Genomic DNA, 21,963 nt, shown 5'->3' with positions numbered 1-21,963 from the left:
TAATTTTATGAGAATTTAGTCTCGACATTGGGCATACGTGAGTGTGCGTTATCTTAAAATTGCTAAGTTCAAGTAAGATAACATTACCTCCTGACAGGTAACGGCTTGTAACCTTGAAAGCCGTAAGCCAAAATTTTTGGTCACAAGCGTTCGCTCACGTTAGTTTTACTTAAATATTAAAAATAGATATCTTTTGAACTTAGCAATTAAAACCAATTTTCCTAATCACATTAAGAGAGAAATACGTAAAATAATAAATTTTTTAAAATCAATAACTTATCATTTATTTCAAGCCAAAAAAAACCTCAAATCAGGGGAGATTTGAGGCATAAAACTTAAAAAATTTTGTTTTTAAACACTTATAAAATAAGTGGCGCAGCGGACGGGACTCGAACCCGCGACCCCCGGCGTGACAGGCCGGTATTCTAACCAACTGAACTACCACTGCACGGTAGCTGATGACGATGACCCAAACTTGTCAAATTGGTGGGTCGTGACGGATTCGAACCGCCGACATTCTGCGTGTAAGGCAGACGCTCTACCAACTGAGCTAACGACCCATCGTCTGTGGTGGGTATTATAGAGAATTTATTTTTGCTGTCAATGATTTTTTTTGGCAAATATTAAAATTTTTAAAAAATTTTGCTGAGCATGTCATGTGGTTGTCACATAAAAACCTTATCATACCTACATGGCCAGCAAGGTCATAGCTAACAATAAGAATAATAAGATAACAATAATAACAATGTCTCTATCGCTTGTCACCCAAAGGATTTAATTCCCCCAATTAAATCCTTTTTATTTTTCTCTCTCCCGCATTTTCTCACTGTTGCGCCAGTAGTGCTTTGATATCCGCTTCAAGGTCTTGGGGGGCTTTGGTCGGTGCAAAACGATCTACGACTCTACCATGTGCGTCAACTAAAAACTTGGTAAAGTTCCATTTGATGGCGTCGCCCAACATACCCTTACCCTGTGGCTGTGATTTTAAAAACTGATAAACAGCATGGGTGTCTTTACCATTGACGTCAACTTTCGCCATCATCGGAAAGGTCACGCCATAATTGATTTGGCAAAACTCACTAATTTGCGCTTCATTGCCAGGATCTTGCTGACCAAATTGGTTGCAGGGAAAACCCAACACCACCAACCCTTGGTCTTTGTAAGCTTGGTATAGCTTTTCTAAGCCCTCAAACTGTGGGGTAAAACCACATTTGCTCGCGGTATTCACAATCAATACGACTTTACCTCTAAGGGTGTCAAAATCAAATAGCTGACCTCGAATATCGGTCGCGGACAATTGGTAAAAATCTTCCATAGCAAATCTCCTTGTTGTTAGTTAAAAAGTTGTTAGTTAAAAAATTGTAAGTTTTTCTTGCATTATTATGCTGACAAGCGTAGTTTATCTATTGGCAGTTATCCGCCAATATTTATACTTTAACTTTGTCAGTATTTCTGACAAAATATCGATAAAATTCATTGATATTCAACCGGAATCCCCCGCTATGCTCACTGATGCTAAACTATCGGCTGGACAACGCTTGACGCAGCTGCGTAAAAGCAAAGGTTTGACCACTGCTGAACTTGCCGATTTAATGACCCAAGCTGGTGCTAAAGTTAGCCGTGCCGCGATTTCTAATTGGGAGCGCGGTTCCAATGGCATCGTGTCCAATAAACTGCCTGTGCTTGCCAGTTTGTTGGGCTGCAGCGAAAGCTATTTGCTATCAGGTACTGGGGTGGAAAGTCATAACGTCAATACCCAAGCGTTAGCAGCGCATACGCTCAATGATACTACTGTAGCACAAGCATCAAGCGATGCCAATCAAGCGAATCCGTGGCAGGGTCAAACGGCTCAAGCGACGACGCCCGCTGCTACCAATTTTCAAACCAACCCTCCCAACCCTAATCCCAAACCCAATCCCAAACCCAATCCCAAACCTAGTAGTGATGTATCTACCATGAAAACTTTGAACAAATCCAACAAACTGCAAAACGTGTGCTATGACATTCGCGGTCCTTTGCTACAAACTGCCAACCGCATGGAGACACAAGGTCATAAAATCATCAAACTCAATGTCGGCAACCCTGCCCCATTTGGGTTTGAAGCGCCGCAAGAGATTTTATCAGATGTGGCGATGAATTTGCCCAATGCGATTGGCTATTCAGACTCTCAAGGGATTTTTGCCGCGCGTAAAGCGATTTTGCAGTATTACCAAGCCAAAGGATTGTTAGAAGCGGTAGACGTTGCCGATGTGTATTTGGGCAATGGCGTCTCTGAACTCATTGTGATGACCATGCAAGCGTTACTGGACGATGGCGATGAAGTGCTGATTCCAATGCCTGACTACCCGCTTTGGACAGCGGCGACGAATTTGGCAGGGGGTAAAGCGGTTCATTATTTGTGTAATGAAGCAGACAACTGGCAGCCAGATATTGCCGATATCGAAAGCAAAATCAATGAGCGTACCAAAGGCATTGTGGTCATCAACCCAAACAACCCAACAGGCGCACTTTACTCTACCGAAAATTTAAAAAAAATCGTGGCACTGGCAGAAAAACACGGGCTTGTGCTGATGGCGGATGAGATTTATGACCGCGTGCTGTATGATGATGCCGTGCATGTACCGCTGTGCACCCTTGCCAAAAACTGCTTGGTTATCTCGTACAATGGCTTGTCAAAGTCGCACCGTATCGCAGGTTTTCGCTCAGGCTGGATGATGTTATCGGGTAAAAAACACCATGCGGCTGATTTTATTGAAGGGTTAACCATGCTATCATCGATGCGGCTGTGTGCCAACGTCCCTTCACAATACGCGATTCAAACGGCGATGGGTGGCTATCAAAGTATGCAGGCCTTGACCGCACCAACCGGTCGCCTGTACCAGCAGCGCAACATCGCTATCGAGCGCCTAAACGCCATTAAAGGTATCTCATGTACCATGCCACAAGGGGCGTTTTATTGTTTCCCAAAAATTGACCGTGAAATTTATCCAATCGAAGATGATATGCAGTTTATGATGGAATTGTTACTGCAAGAAAAAGTCTTGATGGTACAAGGTACGGGTTTTAACTGGCATGCGCCTGACCATTTTCGTGTGGTATTTTTGCCCAATGCATCAGATTTGCATGAAGCGATGGATCGACTTGAGCGCTTTTTTGCCACAAAACGCCAAGAATATGGCACTGATTAATGTTTCAGTGAAAGAAAAAAACCCCGACGATTCGGGGTTTTTTATTGTGAGCAATTAATTACATAAAGCTATTGAGATAAAGCCATTGGGATTAACCCAGTAACTCCGTTAAAAATACAGCAATGATACCAATCGGTGCGACAAATTTTACCACAATTTGCCAAATCGTCCATTTCATGCCATCTAGCCCCAATTCACGTTTTACCGATTCTTGGTTAATAAACCAGCCGATGAGGATAATGGTACCCAAACCAATCAATGGCAGCATGATTTTACTGGACGTATAATCTAGCGCGTCAAAGATACCTTGTGGGATGTCTTTACCATTTTTGTGGATAGTAAATACCGCAAAATCAGACAATTTATTGAATGACAATAACGCAAGTACACCCACTGCCCACGTTGCCACTGCCCCTACTATCGTGCAGATTTTACGGCTCATTGGGGTTTTTTCTTCCAAGAATTCGACAATAGGTTCAAGAATTGAAATCGACGACGTCAATGCCGCAAAAGTCAATAACAAGAAGAATAAAGTACCCACCACCACACCTAGGCTCATTTGACCAAAGGCGATTGGCAAGGTCACAAACACCAAACCGGGACCTGCCGCTGGATCAAGATGATTGCTAAATAAAATTGGGAAAATCGCAAGACCTGCCGCCAATGAGAAGATAATATCCCAAATAATCACCGTACGCGCGGTTGCCAATAAATCCACATCTTGTTTTAGGTATGAACCATAACTCACCATGATCGCCATACCCAGTGACAGACAGAAGAACGCATGTCCTAGCGCTGCCATCAGCACTTTACCCACGCCAACTTCCTGCATACGCTGCAAGTCAAACTTAAACAAAAACTCTGCGCCTTTGGCAAAATCCATATTAATCGCGTTATATCCCACGATAAATAATAGGATAAAAGCTAACGCAGGCATCATGATTTTTGATGCTTTCTCAATACCTGCTGATACACCGCCTGCCACAATTAGCGCCGTCAAGCCCATAAACGCCGTGTGCCACAACGTCATTTCGGTTGGATTGGCTAACATCGTCTCAAAAATTTTGCCAGTGGCGTCGGCATTGAGACCACCAAATGCATTGATACCGGCTTTTAAGGTGTAATTAAGCGACCAGCCGCCAATCACACTATAAAATGACAAAATCATAAAAGCAGCTAAAATACCAAAGTAGCCAAGCAGACTCCAAGCCGGCGAGGTGTTGTTAGCAACTGCCGCTTTGCGAAAACTTGCCGCTGGGTTACTTTGTCCACGGCGACCAATCAGCCATTCAGTGACCAACACTGGAAAACCAATAAGCGCGATACTGATGATAAACACGATAACAAATGCCGAGCCACCGCTATCGCCTGTCATGTAAGGAAACTTCCAAATACTACCGAGACCGACCGCAGAACCCACGGCCGCCATCAAGAACCCAATCTTTGAGCTCCACTGGGAATGAGACGACTTGTGATTAGTGCTCATAATCCCTCCCTAATCGAATGTAAATAAATGAAAAAATTGCAACGAGAATCTTGCAGTATGTAGATTTTTCATGAATCAATAGTTAATGTCAAACTTTCTTTTCACAAAACCCAACCAAAAGTTATACAAGTATGTCATTATTTTTTTGCAGTTAAATAAAATATAATAAAATCAAATATTTATAATGTTTATTTTTAAAATTCATTAAACGCAAATTATTTTTATACTAAATATTACTTTTTGGAATCAATAATTTTTTCACCTATTTGATGGCGAATGACCGGCAAAACTTAGCGGTTAATGTCAATGGTTTAAACTTGCACAATTGTAGGGATTTTGATAGCAATTTTTTGCTATTGAAGGTAAAATTTCATTTTCAAAAATTGCACGCCCAAACGTGCTGACCGTTCGCAAAATGATGACAAGGGATTTATTGATGACGCAGCCTTATAACGTGTTGTTCTTGTGCAAGCACAATGCTAGCCGTAGCCTAATGGCAGAAGCTATTTTGAATAAAATTGGTGGTGACCGTTTTGTAGCCTATAGCGCAGGCGTTGAGCCATCCCCTAGCGCGCATCCATTCACGCTTGAGGTGTTAAAACAAGAAGGTTATGATATCGAAAGCTTATCACCCAAATCCGTCAATCAGTTTTTACAAGACAACGCGCCAAAGATTGATTTGGTGATTGGGCTGTGCAATTCTTTACAGCAACATGCGGACATTGATGGCAAATTCCCGCTGACCGCACATTGGCATATCAATGATACGGACAGTGTATCAGCCGATAGTGATGTGGAAAAAGCCGCCTTTAGCCAAGTATTGCGCCAACTCTCTCAGCGCATTCATTTGTTGACAAACTTGCCCGAAGATAAAATCGCGCATTTAGCAAATCCATCAGCAGATGCCTAACATCGCGATGAACGATTGACCTTAAAAAAGCCCAACTGTCTTGGGCTTTTTTTGTTTATATCATCTAGGTTTGTATCATACAAAGGTGCAGCTATCCATATAGCTATGGAATATATTTATGAATGCACTTTTTGCTGCATTAGCGCTTCAATCGCGTCCGTTGTCTTTGGTACGTCACGGGTGAGAACCAGCGGGTCACCGTCGGTAATGACCACATCATCCTCAATCCGGATGCCCATACCCCGATATTTCTTGGGTACCAATGCATTGTCATGCGCAAAATACAAGCCTGGTTCAACGGTAATCACCATGCCTTTTTCAAGCTTTCTGGGTTTACCGTCGTCGCCAGTATAGCGCCCTGCATCGTGCACATCTAAGCCGAGCCAATGCCCTGTGCCGTGCATATAAAACGGCAAGTAGGCTTTATCAGCAATCAACTCATCGACATCACCTGTCAAAATTCCTAACTCAATCAAGCCTTGGGTCAGTACTTTGAGCGCAGTTTCATGATGGATTTTGCCATGCTCACCTGCTTTTAGGCTGTTGATGGCGGCGATATTGGCATTTAGCACAATATCATATACCTGTTTTTGCACGTCGCTGAACTTGCCACTCACAGGAAAAGTACGGCTAATATCGCCGGCATAATGTTGGTATTCGGCGCCCGCATCTATCATCACCAAGTCGCCATCGTGCAGCGGTTGGTCATTTTCAACATAGTGCAAAATATTGGCATTGTCCCCGCCAGCCACGATACTGTTATAAGAGGGTACGCAGCCGTATTGGGCAAAAGCATAATTGACTTCAGCTTCCAGTCTGCTTTCATTGCCCTGATTTTTCTGCATCAAGGGTGCCACGCTTTGCATGGCGCGAATATGCCCGTAAGCACTGATTTGGGCGGCGACTTTCATGCGTGCAATTTCACACTCATCTTTTATCAGCCGCATTTCATTGATAAGGCTATCAATATTGGTGATGGTATCGACCAAACCTTCGCCGCGCTGCAGCTGCTTGGCTTGATTAAGCCAGCCAATCAGCTCATTATTAAAGCGGGCAAACACGTGTTTTTTACCAAAAATCAGAGTTGGCATCATCTCATTAATTCTGCCAATGGCAATCGCTTTATCCGCGCCAAAATCTGCAGTTGCACCGTCAAGCCCCACCCGTTTACCATCCCAAATCTCACGTAGTTTGTCTTTTTCACGTAAAAATAAAGTGTAGTTAACGGTATGGTCAGTTTTTTCCAAAACCATCACTGATTCTGGCTCGGCAAAGCCAGTTAGGTAGAAAAAACTGCTGTCGGCGCGGTATTTGTACTCAGCATCATTGTTGCGGATATGCGCGGGTGCCGTTTGCAAAATCGCAATGCTATTATCTGGCATTTGCTCGGCAAGTTTGGCACGGCGCTTGGCAAATTGGCTTTGGGGGAGCTTTGGCAACAACTGTATGGTTAATTGATTTGACATGATATTTCCAAAAAAATTAATGGCTGTCACAGCATTGTTGAAGAATTTGCTGTAAGAAACTTTCGCATTTTGCTAATTGGTTTAGACTGACAAACTCATTGGCTTTATGGGCATTGCCAATATCGCCAGGTCCGCAAATCACCGTCGGAATACCTGCATTGGTAAACTGCCCGCCTTCGGTGGCATACGCTACTTTATGGCGCTGCTGTTCATCCACCAAATTTTCTATAAGCTGTTGCAAGGCTTGGCTATCTTTATCGGTCATCGCAGGGACATTTTCGTTGCGAGTTAGCTCAATGCCCGTGTCGCTGTCAATGGCGTGCATCTTAGGCTCAAGGGTTTTGATAAAGGCGCGAATCGGCTCAATCACTTGGCTTTCATTCATGTGCGGCAAATTACGGTAATCAAAGGTGAATTCGCACAGGTTGGGCACGATATTGGTCGCCGTACCGCCGGTAATAGTGCCCACTGACAAGGTCGAAAATGGTACGTCAAACGCCATGTCTTGGTCGTTACGTTGTTGCAATTGCTCGGCAAGTTCATCAATAAAATTGATAATTTTGCTAGCATAGCTGATGGCATTGACGCCTTGCGGGGTCAGCGATGAATGCACCGATTTGCCATGCACGCGGCAGCGATACACTTGGATACCTTTATGCGCGGTGACCATTCTCATCATGGTCGGCTCACCGACGATACAGTAGTCGGGCTTAATATTTTGGGCTTTTAAATCTGCGAGCAGTAAGGGCGCACCCAAACAACCCACTTCTTCGTCATACGACAGTGCCAAATGAATCGGTTTGCCGAGCATCTTATCGCGGCTTGCTTGCACCACAGTGGGCAACAGGGTTAAGGCGCAAGCAATAAAGCCTTTCATATCACAAGCCCCACGCCCGTATAGCTTATCTTCAATAATGGTCGCCACAAACGGATCGGTATCCCATGCCTGCCCATCAACGGGTACCACATCAGTATGCCCGGAAAACACAAAACCCCCTGTCGTTACGGTATCACCCTTACCCATCGCAGGTACAGTCACAAAGAGGTTGGCTTTGGTATTATCGGCATTAAAGGTCAAACGTGGCGACAACCCCAACTGCTCACAATAGCCCGCCACATACTCAATCAATTGCAAATTGGAGTAGCGACTGACGGTGTTAAAACCAATCAGTTTTGTTAACCAGTCTACGGCGTTGGATGGATAGCCCATAGTCGTTCCATTTTTCTCAAATTTTAAACCATTAAAACACCCTATTAGGGTAAATCTAGTGGAAATAGGGTATTAGCATCAATTCGGCTTTTTACCGGTCATGGCATCTATGACCATATGGGTAACAAAATCATCATTGGTATCTTTTTCTGCTTCCCAATCGAGTTCATCATCCCGTAGCTGCTCAATAAAATCCAAATGCTCCTCGTCAATCTCTTGGGCTTTGCCCACAGGGCGATTTAGCGCAAATCCTGCGATGAGCGGCAACTTGGCGACTGATTTACGCACTCGCCCTTGTGACACACTCACAGGAATCATGCGCACAAACTCAAGTAGCTCCATATATTCAACTTCGCCTTCAGCATTGTCTGTGCCTTGCAGCGCCTCATCATACACATCAATCCGCAGCGCGCCGATTTTTGCCAAGTCATTAAATAGGTTGTTTTCTTCCGGACGTAGCGCACTATCGGTGACGCCAAAGCCTGTCAAAAAGCCATTTGCCCAGTTCTTAAGTGCCATCAAACGCTCATACAGTGGATGGTCATCATCAGGCAACAACGGCATAAACTGGTAGCTATCGGCATCATCGGTTAACACCGCCACCATATCCTCGCCTTCTTCGGTCACTATCTCTAACGCTTTTGGCTCAAGCTCGGTAAAGCTCAGCTCAGTCAGTAGCAGTTGCCACTCTTGCTCGGTTGGCGCATCACACACACTTAGCACCCCTGAGAGTAGCCCATGTAACTCACTAATTGTGACGTCGTGCCAATCCTCAAATGCTTGTGTCCAATCTTGCCAACCCGAAATATAATCATCCATCGCTTTACCCTTTTTTCACAAAAAATTATATCAACATTGAGATAATACTAGCCTTAATGCGGTCAACTATGGCATTATTAAAGTGGTAAAATAATATAAGTATCACTCAAATTTTAAGCCTTCACGCTATAGTTATACCAAAAAACCTTTTGCTATTCATGTCAATGAGCGCCCATCACGTCGCTCTTGATGATTTACTTGATTATTCACTCGATTATTCACTCGATTACTGACTAGACATCATATCATGAGCACCCTAATTGACCAACTGACCCAGCTACAAACCGCATTGACTAAGCTTCGCGATAAATATCAATTCGCCAGTAGCGAGCTAACCCGTATTAAAGCACAGCCAACCATTACCTCAGACCAATTGCAAGCGGTACAAGCTGAGCTCGATAGCAGCAAAGAACTGCAGCAAAATTTGGAACAACAACTTGCCAGACAAGCCGAAGAGTATCAAGCACTTGAGCAGCGCTATCAGTCACTTGCCGAATCTCATAACATGCTAAGTACCGAATACGAACAAACCCAAAACCAATTACAGATTTTTACCGCACAAAATCAAAAACTGATTGAAAAAAATCGCGTTGCGGCAGAGCATACCAAGCTTGTGTTAGAGCGCTTGGCAAAAATTGACAGCGAAAACTAACCCGCCCTTATTTAAGCCAGCCTTAGTGATGTTTAAAACATTTGAATACGTTAGGAAAATCTTATGGCATCTGCCCAAAGCATTAAAAAAGTTGATATCCTGATCAATGGTCGTAGCTATACCATCAATTGCCCAGAATCGGAAGAGCCTGCGTTGCAGCGTGCGGCAAGCTATATTAACCAGTTTATGCAAGAGGTACGCCGCCAAGCGCCTCAGCTACCACAAGAAGAATTATTGGTACTGTGCGCGTTGACGTTGTTTGAAAAATCAGAAAACTTACAACGCTATCAAGAAAACGAAAGCCAAGCGCAAGACCTGGTGGGTAAAATGTTAGAAGACGTTGCGCGTTTTGCCTAACGTATTTAGTGTAAAATAAAATTCGACTAATTTTGAGCGCGCTGGTAGTGCTTGCCAGCATGAAAATCCGCTTGGTGTTCTTGATTACAAAAGAACTTATCCCCTTCTACAATTCCTCGCCACTCTGCTAACGTATGATGGCAAAAATCACACGCTCGCAGCTCGGTACTCTCGCCTGGCTGCGGCTGTAAATAACCTTGCGGTGGTCGCGGATACATCCATTTCATCCCAACCCAGCTAAGCCCCATAATCACCAAAACCACAAAAATTGCGGTAAACATCGCTTCACCTCATTGTCTAATGAACGAATCATCGTTGCCAATTAAGAATTATGACTGCCTGTTAATTAGCATTGTAAGGTTTGATTATACTGCAAAAAATCGCGCATTGATGGGTTATTCATGCTATGTTTAAGCTAATTTTACCAGTTGCAGCGTTTTTCGGTTGTAGTGTCTAAAGATTGCAATTGTAAACACATCATAAAGCGATATAATGTAGAATAATTTTATCTTGTAATGCCATCGCTGTTGCCACCAATAATTAGAATAGCGGCATGATGCTTGCATACCGTTTTAGACGGATATGACTAAAGGGACGACCCCATAACAAATTTTTACTGAAGGATTTTTCATGTCACACCTTGATTTAACCCCCGATGATAGCGTACCAACGCAGCTGCCGAGTGAGTCAATGATCGCCGAAGCTACTACGCCAAACCATGCGCCCACGGCTGATACTAGCAATGCGCCAAACCAACCAGCAAACCCACAGCCAGTTTCTCAAAAACCTGCTCAGCCAACTTCTCAATCAGTTTCTCAGTCAACCTCTCCATCATCAAGTCAGTCATCAAGCCAACCAACTAGCCAAGCAGATTCTATGGTGGGGCTAAAAATTGCGGTGGCACAGCAGCAATTTATTGTCGGCGATGTCATCAATAATGCCAAAAAAATGGTAGAGCTGGCTAAAGACGCCCGTGACAAGGGTGCCAATATCATTGTCTTTCCTGAGTTATCACTGCTGGGCTATCCGCCTGAAGATTTGTTATTACGTCCAAGTCTTGCCTCACGTGTGAAACTTGCTTTTGAATTGCTCTACACAGTCAAAGATATCGTGATGCTAGTGGGTTATCCGCACATTGACCCCAATGGCACGTTTAACTCGGTGGCTATCATTCACAATGGTCAGCAAAAAGGCTTTTATCACAAACAATGCTTGCCAAATTATGGCGTATTTGATGAACGCCGCTATTTTAATACCGGTCACAACCAAGTGTTATTTGACTATCAAGGGCTGACCATTGGACTACTTATCTGCGAAGACTTATGGCAAGACGCTCCCATTCGCGCACTCAAAGAAAAAGGTGCGGAAATCATCATCAGCCTCAATGCCTCGCCCTTTGAGCAAAACAAGCAAGAACAACGTAAGGCTTTATTAAAAAGTCGTGCCACAGAGCACAACATCCCGATTGTGTATGCCAATAGCGTGGGCGGTCAAGATGACTTAGTGTTTGATGGCGGCTCGATGGTCGTCAACGCTCAAGGTAAAATCGTGCAAGAAGCGCCAAGATTTTTGCAGCATACCCTGTATGTGGTTGCTCGTCACGATGCCCAAAGCGGTCAAGTGATACTATCTGAGCAGCGCAAATCACCGCTTGCACTCAGCCAAATCGCTGAAACTTATCAAGCGCTGGTTGTCGGCTTGCGTGATTATGTCAATCATTCTGGCTTTAAAGGCGTATTGGTTGGGTTGTCAGGCGGGATAGACTCCGCGCTCACGCTATGTATCGCGGTTGATGCGCTCGGCGCAGATAAAGTTTATGCGGTTATGATGCCCTATGAGTACACCTCGCAAATCAGCCTGCAAGATGCGCAGGCGCAGGCACACCGACTCAACGTGTCTTATACCGTGTGCCCGATTCATGCCGCCGTTGAAGGTATGCGTCATACGCTAGAGCCGATGTTTAGCAACACCACCGCTGACACCACGGAAGAAAATATCCAAGCCCGTGCGCGTGGCATGATTCTGATGGCATTGTCCAACAAATTTGGTCATCTAGTCATCACCACTGGCAACAAGTCAGAGATGGCCGTGGGCTATGCGACACTATATGGAGATATGGCAGGCGGATTTGATGTCTTAAAAGATGTGTATAAAACCCAAGTATACGCCCTCGCCAACTATCGCAACCGCCTAGAAGAAACGCCAGTGATTCCTGAGCGTGTGATTACGCGTCCGCCTTCTGCCGAGCTTCGCCCTGACCAAAAAGACCAAGACAGTCTACCTGATTATGATACCCTCGATAAAATGCTGGAGCTGTATATCGATCGCGACTTTGGGTATGATGCGATTGTAGAAGCCGGTTATGATAAGGATGTAGTGAAAAAAGTACTCAGCATGGTAGACCGCAATGAGTACAAACGTCGTCAAGCGGCGATTGGCACCAAGATTACCCACCGCGCCTTTGGGCGTGAGCGTCGCTATCCACTCGTCAACCACTGGTCGCTAGAGTTTCCAAAAATCTAATTTCCAAAGCTTTAATTTCCAAAGCTCTAAGGCGGCACAACATAAAAAGACTGCAATTTGGCAGTCTTTTTTTTCATCTTTCACAAAGCATATATCGTAAAGCTTGCACAACAGTTAGGTCATTGTCACATCCAAATGCAAGCTTTCTTTAATCTCTTCCATCACAATCAAGCTGTGGGTTTCCACCGCCGCTGGCAATTGTTTTAAGATATTGCCCAGTAACTTGCGGTAAGAACTCATCTCTTTTAGCCGCGCTTTGACCAAAAAATCAAACTCACCCGAAATCAAATGACATTCCAGTATCTCTGGAATTTCTGACAGTTTTTTGCTCACTTGCTCAAAGACATCGCCCGACTTGGTAGATAGCTTTATCTCCAAAAACACCAACAAGCTTTTATTGACCAAATTTGGATTTAACCGCGCATGATAACCTGTGATAATACCTTCACGCTCCAGCCGTTTAACTCGGTCTGAGCAGGGCGTGGTTGATAGGTTAACTCTGGCGGCCAATTCGCTGATAGAAATTCGGGCTTGCTGTTGCAAGATTTCAAGGATTAAACGGTCGGTACGGTCTAAATTACGCATAGCAAAATGAAAATCCTGTTTTTTGATGATTGGCATGATAAAACCGACAATATCAGCAAAATTCTAGCATAAAAACAGCAAAATTCACTGCAAAACTTTGCTTATACTAGCAAAATTAACTGATAACTAAGCAGATATTTGGGGGTGGGTATGCGCGTATTGGTACTGGGTAGTGGCGTGATTGGGGTTACAAGTGCCTATTATTTAGCCAAGCAAGGTGTAGAAGTCACGGTGATCGACCGCCAAGCAGGTGCCGCACAAGAAACCAGTTTTGGCAATGCTGGGCAAATCTCCCCTGGCTACTCTACCCCTTGGGCAGCCCCTGGTATTCCATTGAAGGCGGTTAAATGGTTATTCCAACAACACGCCCCTTTAGCCATCAAATTAGATGGCAGTCTATGGCAGTTGCAATGGATGCTACAAATGCTCAAAAACTGCAATGCCAAGCGCTATGCCATCAACAAAGAGCGTATGGTACGAGTGGCAGAATACAGCCGCGACTGTCTGCAGCAGTTGCGTCAAGACACCGGCATTCACTACGAAAACCGCTCGCAAGGCACCTTACAAGTTTTTCGCAAACCCGCCCAACTAGATGCTGTACAGCAAGATATTAAGGTGTTGCAAGATTCAGGCGTGCCTTTTAAGCTGATTGACAACAGCAAGGCATTGGCTGAGATTGAGCCCGCGTTGGCAAATGCCACTGATAAGCTGGTTGGTGGATTGCATTTGCCGCATGATGAAACAGGCGATTGCTTTTTGTTTTGCCAAGCATTAGCGCAGCAAGCCAAAGCACTGGGGGTGAAATTTTTATACAATCAAAACATCGAAAAACTGGTAGTCGACGCTGGGGCGATTAAAGGGGTGATGGTAAATGGTGAGTTATTAACCGCAGACCAGTATGTATTGGCGTTGGGCAGTTATTCGCGGGCGCTTTTGCAACCGCTACAGCTTAATCTGCCTGTATATCCTGTCAAAGGCTATTCGCTGACTGTGCCGATTATCAATGCTGATTTAGCGCCCCAATCAACGGTGCTGGATGAAACCTATAAAATCGCCATTACTCGCTTTGACAACCGTATTCGCGTGGGCGGTATGGCAGAATTAAGTGGTTTTGATATAACGCTAAACCCCCAGCGCCGTGCTACACTCGAAATGGTCACGCAGGACTTATTCGCAGGCGGTGATTTGCCAAACGCAAGTTTTTGGACGGGGCTACGTCCGATGACCCCCGATAGCACGCCCATCATTGGTGCGACTCGGTATCGCAATTTATTTTTAAACACAGGACAAGGCACATTGGGTTGGACAATGGCGTGTGGCTCTGGCAAATTAATCAGCGATTTGGTGCTCGGCAAAACGCCTGATATTCGCATTGATGGCTTATCATTACAGCGTTATGCCTAGTATCTATTCTCTTTCAGAAATACCTGTAAATAGCATTTGAAAAGACTATGCATAAATAACATTTATCCATTTACAAGTACAAGGAAAACACCATGACCGCACACATTCAACGATTCGATAGCAATGACTATCTAAGTGAAATTACCATTTTTAACCACGTGGTGTACCTCGCAGGACAAGTGCCAAATACCGACACTGCCGATATCCACACACAAACCAAAGAAGTGCTAGACAATATCGACGCCATGCTCGCCAAAGCCAATAGCGACAAATCACGTCTGCTAACTGCTCAGATTTTTATCAAGGATTTGGCGGATTTTGAGGTGGTGAATAGCATGTGGGGCGACTGGCTAACCGATTGCCCAAAGCCTACCCGTGCGACAGTCAAAGCTGAGTTGGTTAATCCTTTGTGGAAATTAGAAATTGTCGTAGTCGCAGCGCAAAATACCATAGACTAAATAAACCCATAACCGCTCAAAACGTTAAATAAAAAAGGTGCATAAATCGCACCTTTTTTATTTTGTCTAACCTCTACATTAATAGCTCACGTTTACCACTTTTGGTCATGCCGCTCACCAAGCCCGCCTCTTCCATGGCATCAACAATACGTGCTGCGCGGTTATAGCCGATACTAAATTTGCGCTGAATGCTTGATGCAGAGACTTTACGGGTTTCGAGCAAAAACGCCACCACGTCATCATACAGCGGGTCTTCTTCGCCATTGCTAGATCCGCTAGCATCGCCACCACTTGGCGCAGAGCTTAGCTCAAAATTATCAAACATATTATCAATATAATTAGGTGCGCCACGCTCGCGCCATGCATCACATACACGGTTGACTTCCGCATCGCTGATAAAAGCACCATGTACACGGTTAGGCTCGATTTGACCAGGTCCTAAAAACAGCATATCCCCATGCCCAAGCATATCCTCTGCGCCACCGGCATCCAAAATGGTACGCGAGTCGACTTTTGAGTTGACGCGAAGTGCGGCACGGACGGGAATATTGGCTTTAATCAAGCCAGTAATCACATCCACTGAGGGGCGCTGGGTCGCCAAAATCAAATGAATCCCTGCAGCGCGCGATTTTTGCGCCAAACGGGTAATCAATTCCTCCGCTTGTTTGCCCACCTGCATAATCATGTCGGCAAACTCATCCGCCACAATCACAATTTGTGGTAACGGTTTTAATTTTGGCGCTCTATCTTGGCTGACACTGTCATTGGGTCGCCACAGTGGATCCAGTAACGGTTCACCACTTTGTTCGGCTGCCATGACTTTTTTGTTGAATTCATCCAGTTTACGCACTTTGAATAATGACATCAGCTGATAACGACGTTCCATCTCAGCCACACTCCACGCTAGAGCACTGGCTGCTTCGGTCATATCGGTGACTACGGGGGTGAGCAGATGCGGAATATCGCCATAGTTGGCAAGCTCGAGCTGTTTGGGGTCAATCAAAATCAATCGCAGCTGCTCTGGTGTGTATTTGAGCAGCATTGACAATAACAGCGAATTCACCAACACTGACTTACCTGAGCCTGTGGTACCTGCTACTAGCATGTGTGGCGCTTTGGCTAAATCCGCAATAATCGGTCTACCTGCAATATCTTTGCCCATTGCCATGCTGATTAAGCCATCGGGGTCTTGATAAGCTTCAGTTTTCAGCAGCTCGATGAGTCGTACCATTTGGCGCTGCGGATTGGGCACTTCGATACCGATATAAGGTTTACCTGGAATGACTTCTACCACACGCACCGATGCCATGGATAGCGACCGAGCCAAGTCTTTGGCAATACCTGTTACCTTGCTTGCTTTAAGCCCTGGCGCCAGCGACACTTCAAAGCGTGTCACCACCGGACCCATTTGCGCATTGACCACTTCTGCTTTGATATTAAACTCTTGTAGCTTGATTTCTAACAGCGCTGACAACTGCTGCAACTGTTCGCGGCTGTAGCTTGGCTTGCGGTCAGGGTCAGGCAAATCAAGCAGCGATAACTCAGGTAACGGGCTTAAATTGGCACGATAAGCTGCGGTTTGCATGGCACGCGATTTCTGACTAAATAGGCTATCGTCATTGATATCAAGCGGCTGATTGACCTGAGGCGCTGCGGGCTGTTCGATTTGGTCGAGTAGCTCAGACTCCACTGACCGACTATGGGTCGGTATTGAAGACGTTATTTGGTCGGTATCAATCTCGTTACCAGCAATCTGGGTGACGGCTTGCACTGGACGTGCTATTTGGGTTGGCATCGGACTTGCTGCAGGGGTTGAAAATTCCGCTCCCACAGATGCGGTGGCATTGTCATTTGGGGCATTAGCGCTATCTTGCGCTGGGGCTTGTCGCATACCCAATAACGATGCGACTGAGGTAGGTGGTGTTTCAATACCTTCTGCTTCAACGCCTTCTGTCTTAATGCCCTCGAATGGTGGCTCTAGTACAGGATTTTGTGATAATTCATATCCAGCATCTACGCTATCTGCTAAATCATCCAAATTTGACAACCCAATAGCCGCGTCCTGTCCAGCCATCTCTCGACTAGTCATAGGCTCAGAGATTCGTTTATCTGCTAGCTCACCTGTGCCTGCGGCAAACATCATAGATGCGTCATCGATAGTTGGCATAGCTGGCGATACAGCTACACTGTCTACACTTGTCTGAGTTGGTTGAGTGAGTTGCGAATCTACTTGTATCGAATGCGGTCTGTTCAAGGTAGGCATTTTAAACGGTTTTTTAATGATTTCACTTTGCAGTTTTTCATCGAGTTTTTTGGTCAGCTTGGTGTTTGCCACATAGGTTGAGCTGACGGGTTTAAATGGATTGGTGGCATCGTTTTCTTCGAGCCATTCATAATCTTTGATTTCACTAAAACCCGTTTCATCCAAAAACGCATCGAGTGGACTGCCAACAAATGCCTCATCATCCGCTAGACGACTACTGTCGTAAGCCGTTTGCTCTGCGTCATGGGAGGCTAAAGGCAAAGGCAGTTGTGCGGTGTCGTTTGGTTTTGCTTGGCTTGCTTCTTGAGCAGTCGCTTTGAATTCAGTATTGGTTTCTTCTTCATCTGCGGCTTCAGCGTGTAGGCGGCTGCGAATAGCTTGACCCGATAAAATCTCATGCCAATGTAAATCAAAGGTAAACGTCACGGTGATCGCAATAAACACCAATAAAAACAGCAAAGTCCCCCAGTAGGTTAATAAACTACTAAGCCCGTTGCCCACGATTTGCCCGATCATGCCTTGCGCTAACCAGCCAAACGACAACACGCCTGTCAGCCCTGCGGTGGCAATGATTAAAAAGATATAACCCAAAAAACGTAACAAGCCATTAGGCTCTACGTCATGGCGCCATACATTCCAAGCTTCATAACAGGCAATAACGATGAGCCACCAGCTTGCCGCGCCCAAAAACGCATACAAAATATCAGCTAGCCACGCACCACCCGTGCCTGCCAAATTACTGACTTCATTTGCCGCACTACTGATATGCGACCAACTAGGATCATTGGCAGAATAACTGATGAGGGACATGACTAACAACAATGCCACGATTAGCCAGATAATCGTAAGCACACTTTGACGAATATAATAAGACAACGCAATTTACCTTTGAATTTGAACCTGCTTTGGATAAGCCGTAAGCCAACGCTTTGCTGCGCCATGACTGACTGATAATGATTGTGAAAAAACAATGATTTTGGGAAAAACGTTGATTAAAATCACCCTTTTAATCGACTATCATATCAAATCTCAGTGGTGAGTTGCTGAGCTTTTTTTGCGAAAAATTGCTTTGTTAAATCAGCCAATTCAAGCCCTATGACAAATGCGGTTTGAGCCAACAAAGCCGGATAGTAGGGTATTTTTTGATAACAAGCTAACGCTATTTTTGAGCGTTGATTGAGCTTTGATTGCCCGCTGAATCTGTTATAAAAATAACATTTACTTGCTATTTTCGATGTTAGCCCCTATCTTACTTATGAATCAAAAATTAGCATGTTTTATTTAGTTTATTATTCAGCGATTGTTAGGAAAGACGTATGTCAGAAATTATCCATCACCAGCTTATTATTTTGGGTTCAGGTCCAGCGGGTTATTCTGCCGCCGTGTATGCAGCGCGCGCCAATTTAAAACCGGTCATTATCACGGGTATGCAGACTGGCGGGCAGTTGACTACCACCACTGAAGTTGATAACTGGCCTGGCGATCCACAAGGCTTGACGGGACCTGACTTGATGGTACGCATGCAAGCCCATGCCGAGCGTTTTGGCACCCAATTGGTGTATGACCATATCAACCAAGTGAACCTAACTCAGCGACCCTTCACCTTAGTGGGCAATAGCGCCACTTACACGTGTGACGCACTCATTGTAGCGACAGGGGCATCAGCGCAATACTTGGGTCTCGCCTCTGAACAAAAATTTATGGGGCTTGGCGTTTCTGCCTGTGCGACCTGTGATGGGTTCTTCTATCGCGGTAAACCTGTGGTGGTGATTGGCGGTGGCAACACAGCGGTTGAAGAAGCCTTGTATCTATCAAACATCGCAAGCCACGTCACTCTAGTGCATCGACGTGATAAATTAAAATCAGAAAAAATTCTGCAAGACCAATTATTTGAAAAGCAAAAAAATGGCAATGTGACCATCGAATGGAACAGCCAAGTCAAAGAAGTGGTGGGTGATGACGCAGGCGTGACGGGTGTGGTAATTGAAAACCTGCAAGACAAGTCTACCAAAACCATCAACGCCCCTGGTATGTTCGTGGCGATTGGGCACAAACCCAACACCGATATTTTCCAAGATCAGCTTGAGATGAATAATGGTTATATCGTGGTCAAAAGCGGTCTAGATGGCAATGCGACAGCGACAAGTGTCGAAGGCGTGTTTGCCTGTGGGGATGTGGCAGACCATATCTATCGCCAAGCGATTACCTCGGCAGGCACGGGTTGTATGGCGGCATTGGATGCAGAAAAATATTTAGATATCGTCAATCTAGCGAATGCCGATACCACGGTATCAGCCAACACCTCTGCTGTTTAGCTAATGTCTTGAACGATGCCATTGCCAAATCACCACCCCTTACAACGCCCTTTCGTTTGCCGTTATCAATTCCCCGACCCGATGGCGGCAGACCCTGACGGTGAAGGGTTAATTGCGCTGGGAGGTGATTTGGCGGCTGATACCTTAGTGTGTGCTTATCGCCAAGGCATGTTTCCTTGGTTTAATGAAGGCGAGCCCATCGCTTGGTGGTCGCCTGACCCGCGCTGTATTATTTATCCTAGCGATTTTTGCGCCAGTAAAACCCTAAAACGGCGAATCAAAAATGCAGGTTGGACGTTTTCCCTCAACCTTGCCTTTGCTGAGGTCATTGCCGCCTGTGCCGACACCCGTGCCTATGCCCAAGCTTCTACATCAGCCACTTGGATCAGTCCCGCTATGATTGAAGCGTATACGGCGCTACATGCCGAGCAAGTGGCTTACAGTGTCGAGATTTGGGATGATGATGAGCTGATTGGTGGTCTCTATGGGCTAAAGCTAGGACAAGCATTTTTTGGTGAAAGTATGTTTCACCGAGTGACAGATGCGTCTAAAGCGGCTTTTTTTGTGTTAATGCAGCTGTGTGCGCATTCCCAATTTGCTTGGGTGGACTGTCAGTTGCCTAACCCACATTTGCTGCGTTTAGGGGCATCCATCCTACCCAGAGCGGAATTTTTAGATAAGCTCGCGCAACAATTATCGCTACCGAGTATTGATTGGTCATCGATTTGCGGTCAAAAATTGCCACTTAATCAACTGTTAAATGAGGATTTGATGACTTATTACCTACCTCCAACTATGCAAGCTTAGGTAAGTTAAGGGTATTTAAAAGCACCAATGACGTTAAAACCACCCCACTCCCCTACCAGTCTAGCATTGACCAGCCAATTGACGCCGCTACATCAATGTAGTTATTTGCCCGATCGTGCAGCACGTTTAGAACTGATTGAATTAGCAAAGGATGAACGTTTAGATACGCCTATTTTTTCTCAGTTCTCTCGGCTCGGGTATCGGCGTAGTGGACAACATTTATATCGCCCTGTATGCTTTCATTGTCAACGCTGTATCTCTACGCGTGTAGTAGTTAACGAGTTTGAACCCAATCGTACCCAGCGCAAACTATGGCAAAAATCGCACGAGATGGATGTGGTAATTACAGCTTGTGATGATGCCGATGAATCGCATTTTATGCTATATGCTCGCTATATCTGCGCTCGCCATAGTGATGGCGATATGTATCCACCCAATTTACAAGGGTTTAAACAGTTTCTACAATATAGCTTTACCCAGTCATTTTTTATGGAGTTTTGGCTTCACGATGAATTAGTCATGGTGGCAGTTTGCGACCAATTAGATGACGGCATATCCGCGGTCTATACTTTCTATGATCCCGATGCAACCATAAATAGCTTAGGCACCCTTGCGATACTTACCCAAATTGACTATGTTAAACGTCTTGGATTACCTTATTTATATTTAGGTTTTTGGGTACCAGATTCGGATAAGATGGCGTATAAGTCGCGTTTTTATCCCAGTGAGTTATTAATCAATCAACAGTGGCATCGCTTCGATGAGGCTGTCACAGCCGCGCAAGTTGAGCCACTGCTTCAACAGGCGATAAAAGCACATTACCTAAACATGTGGAATACTACTTAGCGTTTAATTTAGCATTGAATTTGTGCTGCATAATTAACGCATGGGTTTTGGTCATGTCATGATTATCGTAGTAATTTTTGCGAATGGCAATCTGTTCAAATCCATGTTTTTGATAAAATGCAATGGCAGCATGATTATCTTCTCTTACCTCTAGCAGCATCCGCTCGGCACCCGTTGCTTGGCTCATTTGCGCCATAGCCGTTAGCAATTGGCTTGCAATACCTTGCTTTTGATATTCGCGACAAGTTCCAATTTTTAAAATTTCACTATCTTCAAATATGTGGCTGTAAATGCAATAGCCAATCAATTGCTGATTCAACTCGTCTGTCGCATAAATTATATGGTTAAATGGCTGCGCGAGCAGTGAATTGATTTGCGCAGCCGACCAAGCATCGTGGACAAATAGCTCGCATTCAATTTGTGCCAGCTGCGTCAGTACTTGCTGCGAAGTATTATCTTGTGTACTCGTTTTATCTAACTTATATATCTGTATAGCAGTCATAATTTATTTCCATAAAAAAAGAGCCACCGAAGTGACTCTTTTGTATGCTTATTAACGATTAGTCGTTAACTTTAGCAACAACACCCGCACCTACAGTACGGCCACCTTCACGGATTGCAAAGCGTAAGCCTTGGTCCATTGCGATTGGGTGGATTAGCTCTACGTTCATTTC

The 21,963-nt window shown here is 44.9% G+C and carries 20 protein-coding genes and 2 tRNA genes; 10 read left to right on the top strand and 12 right to left on the bottom strand.

Annotated features, from left to right (window positions below):
* Nucleotides 1–371: 371 nt before the first annotated feature.
* The 3 genes from ACH0AB_RS09535 to ACH0AB_RS09525 all read right to left on the bottom strand — a co-directional run bounded on the left by ACH0AB_RS09535 (nt 372) and on the right by ACH0AB_RS09525 (nt 1,315).
* Nucleotides 372–448 (bottom strand) — tRNA-Asp (locus ACH0AB_RS09535).
* 36 nt (nt 449–484) lie between these two features.
* A tRNA-Val gene (locus ACH0AB_RS09530) sits at nt 485–560 on the bottom strand.
* Between the two features lie 263 nt (nt 561–823).
* Entirely contained in the window at nt 824–1,315 is a 492-nt protein-coding gene (locus tag ACH0AB_RS09525) for a glutathione peroxidase (RefSeq protein WP_050325991.1), read from the bottom strand.
* Nucleotides 1,316–1,502: 187 nt separating this feature from the next.
* On the opposite strand from ACH0AB_RS09525, the gene ACH0AB_RS09520 reads away from it, so the two are divergent.
* Complete coding sequence (locus ACH0AB_RS09520) at nt 1,503–3,188, top strand: aminotransferase class I/II-fold pyridoxal phosphate-dependent enzyme (RefSeq protein ID WP_406878028.1); 1,686 nt, start codon at nt 1,503–1,505, stop codon at nt 3,186–3,188.
* Between the two features lie 91 nt (nt 3,189–3,279).
* Here ACH0AB_RS09520 and ACH0AB_RS09515 read toward each other — a convergent pair whose 3' ends face one another.
* Entirely contained in the window at nt 3,280–4,674 is a 1,395-nt protein-coding gene (locus tag ACH0AB_RS09515; RefSeq protein ID WP_095356904.1) for a sodium-dependent transporter, read from the bottom strand.
* A gap of 436 nt (nt 4,675–5,110) precedes the next feature.
* On the opposite strand from ACH0AB_RS09515, the gene ACH0AB_RS09510 reads away from it, so the two are divergent.
* The gene (locus ACH0AB_RS09510) at nt 5,111–5,584 is read left to right on the top strand and encodes an arsenate reductase ArsC (RefSeq protein ID WP_406878020.1); all 474 of its coding nucleotides are present in this window, start codon (nt 5,111–5,113) and stop codon (nt 5,582–5,584) included.
* Nucleotides 5,585–5,700: 116 nt separating this feature from the next.
* Here the strand turns inward: ACH0AB_RS09510 and ACH0AB_RS09505 are convergent, their stop codons facing one another.
* From ACH0AB_RS09505 to ACH0AB_RS09495, 3 genes are all read right to left on the bottom strand, one after another.
* Nucleotides 5,701–7,050, bottom strand: a complete 1,350-nt coding sequence (locus tag ACH0AB_RS09505) for an aminopeptidase P N-terminal domain-containing protein (RefSeq protein ID WP_406878019.1) — start codon at nt 7,048–7,050, stop codon at nt 5,701–5,703.
* Between the two features lie 16 nt (nt 7,051–7,066).
* Complete coding sequence (argE, locus tag ACH0AB_RS09500; protein WP_406878018.1) at nt 7,067–8,260, bottom strand: acetylornithine deacetylase; 1,194 nt, start codon at nt 8,258–8,260, stop codon at nt 7,067–7,069.
* Between the two features lie 78 nt (nt 8,261–8,338).
* Nucleotides 8,339–9,079, bottom strand: coding sequence for a UPF0149 family protein (locus ACH0AB_RS09495; RefSeq protein WP_406878017.1), 741 nt, complete (start codon nt 9,077–9,079; stop codon nt 8,339–8,341).
* Between the two features lie 247 nt (nt 9,080–9,326).
* On the opposite strand from ACH0AB_RS09495, the gene ACH0AB_RS09490 reads away from it, so the two are divergent.
* The gene (locus ACH0AB_RS09490) at nt 9,327–9,731 is read left to right on the top strand and encodes a hypothetical protein (RefSeq protein WP_406878016.1); all 405 of its coding nucleotides are present in this window, start codon (nt 9,327–9,329) and stop codon (nt 9,729–9,731) included.
* Nucleotides 9,732–9,794: 63 nt separating this feature from the next.
* Nucleotides 9,795–10,088, top strand: a complete 294-nt coding sequence (locus ACH0AB_RS09485; RefSeq protein ID WP_007115956.1) for a cell division protein ZapA — start codon at nt 9,795–9,797, stop codon at nt 10,086–10,088.
* Nucleotides 10,089–10,114: 26 nt separating this feature from the next.
* On the opposite strand, the gene ACH0AB_RS09480 is transcribed toward ACH0AB_RS09485, so the two are convergent.
* Nucleotides 10,115–10,369: a hypothetical protein gene (locus tag ACH0AB_RS09480; RefSeq protein WP_101965116.1), complete on the bottom strand. Its 255-nt coding sequence runs from the start codon at nt 10,367–10,369 to the stop codon at nt 10,115–10,117.
* A 595-nt stretch (nt 10,370–10,964) separates the two neighbouring features.
* Between ACH0AB_RS09480 and ACH0AB_RS09475 the strand changes: the two genes are divergently transcribed.
* Complete coding sequence (locus tag ACH0AB_RS09475) at nt 10,965–12,611, top strand: NAD+ synthase (protein ID WP_224054829.1); 1,647 nt, start codon at nt 10,965–10,967, stop codon at nt 12,609–12,611.
* 114 nt (nt 12,612–12,725) lie between these two features.
* On the opposite strand, the gene ACH0AB_RS09470 is transcribed toward ACH0AB_RS09475, so the two are convergent.
* Nucleotides 12,726–13,196: a winged helix-turn-helix transcriptional regulator gene (locus ACH0AB_RS09470; RefSeq protein ID WP_099807639.1), complete on the bottom strand. Its 471-nt coding sequence runs from the start codon at nt 13,194–13,196 to the stop codon at nt 12,726–12,728.
* A gap of 150 nt (nt 13,197–13,346) precedes the next feature.
* Here ACH0AB_RS09470 and ACH0AB_RS09465 point away from each other — a divergent pair, with 150 nt between their 5' ends.
* Both ACH0AB_RS09465 and ACH0AB_RS09460 read left to right on the top strand, forming a co-directional pair.
* Entirely contained in the window at nt 13,347–14,600 is a 1,254-nt protein-coding gene (locus ACH0AB_RS09465; RefSeq protein ID WP_309593468.1) for a D-amino acid dehydrogenase, read from the top strand.
* 92 nt (nt 14,601–14,692) lie between these two features.
* A complete protein-coding gene (locus ACH0AB_RS09460; RefSeq protein ID WP_065253256.1) occupies nt 14,693–15,058 on the top strand; it encodes a RidA family protein in 366 nt (121 codons plus the stop codon).
* A 73-nt stretch (nt 15,059–15,131) separates the two neighbouring features.
* On the opposite strand, the gene ACH0AB_RS09455 is transcribed toward ACH0AB_RS09460, so the two are convergent.
* Nucleotides 15,132–18,197 carry a DNA translocase FtsK gene (locus tag ACH0AB_RS09455; protein ID WP_406878015.1) on the bottom strand — a complete coding sequence of 1,022 codons (3,066 nt, stop codon included), beginning with the start codon at nt 18,195–18,197 and terminating at the stop codon, nt 15,132–15,134.
* Between the two features lie 440 nt (nt 18,198–18,637).
* Here ACH0AB_RS09455 and trxB point away from each other — a divergent pair, with 440 nt between their 5' ends.
* From trxB to ACH0AB_RS09440, 3 genes are read left to right on the top strand one after another with little or no spacing between them, the layout of a single operon-like run.
* Entirely contained in the window at nt 18,638–19,636 is a 999-nt protein-coding gene (trxB, locus tag ACH0AB_RS09450) for a thioredoxin-disulfide reductase (RefSeq protein ID WP_309593471.1), read from the top strand.
* A gap of 15 nt (nt 19,637–19,651) precedes the next feature.
* Nucleotides 19,652–20,443, top strand: a complete 792-nt coding sequence (gene aat, locus ACH0AB_RS09445) for a leucyl/phenylalanyl-tRNA--protein transferase (protein WP_406878014.1) — start codon at nt 19,652–19,654, stop codon at nt 20,441–20,443.
* Nucleotides 20,444–20,470: 27 nt separating this feature from the next.
* Nucleotides 20,471–21,289 (top strand): arginyltransferase, encoded by an 819-nt coding sequence (locus ACH0AB_RS09440; RefSeq protein ID WP_406878013.1) that lies wholly within the window; start codon nt 20,471–20,473, stop codon nt 21,287–21,289.
* On the opposite strand, the gene rimI is transcribed toward ACH0AB_RS09440, so the two are convergent.
* Nucleotides 21,282–21,791 (bottom strand): ribosomal protein S18-alanine N-acetyltransferase, encoded by a 510-nt coding sequence (rimI, locus tag ACH0AB_RS09435; protein WP_406878012.1) that lies wholly within the window; start codon nt 21,789–21,791, stop codon nt 21,282–21,284. The genes ACH0AB_RS09440 and rimI overlap by 8 nt on opposite strands.
* A 58-nt stretch (nt 21,792–21,849) precedes the next feature.
* Nucleotides 21,850–21,963, bottom strand: a 114-nt coding sequence (locus ACH0AB_RS09430) for an EF-Tu C-terminal domain-related protein (protein ID WP_472797688.1), incomplete at its 5' end; no start/stop codon positions are given.

It is taken from the genome of Moraxella sp. 179-F 1C4 NHS (assembly GCF_045370505.1).
GTDB lineage: Bacteria > Pseudomonadota > Gammaproteobacteria > Pseudomonadales > Moraxellaceae > Faucicola > Faucicola tetraodonis.
This window is presented reverse-complemented; position numbering and strand designations above follow the sequence as displayed.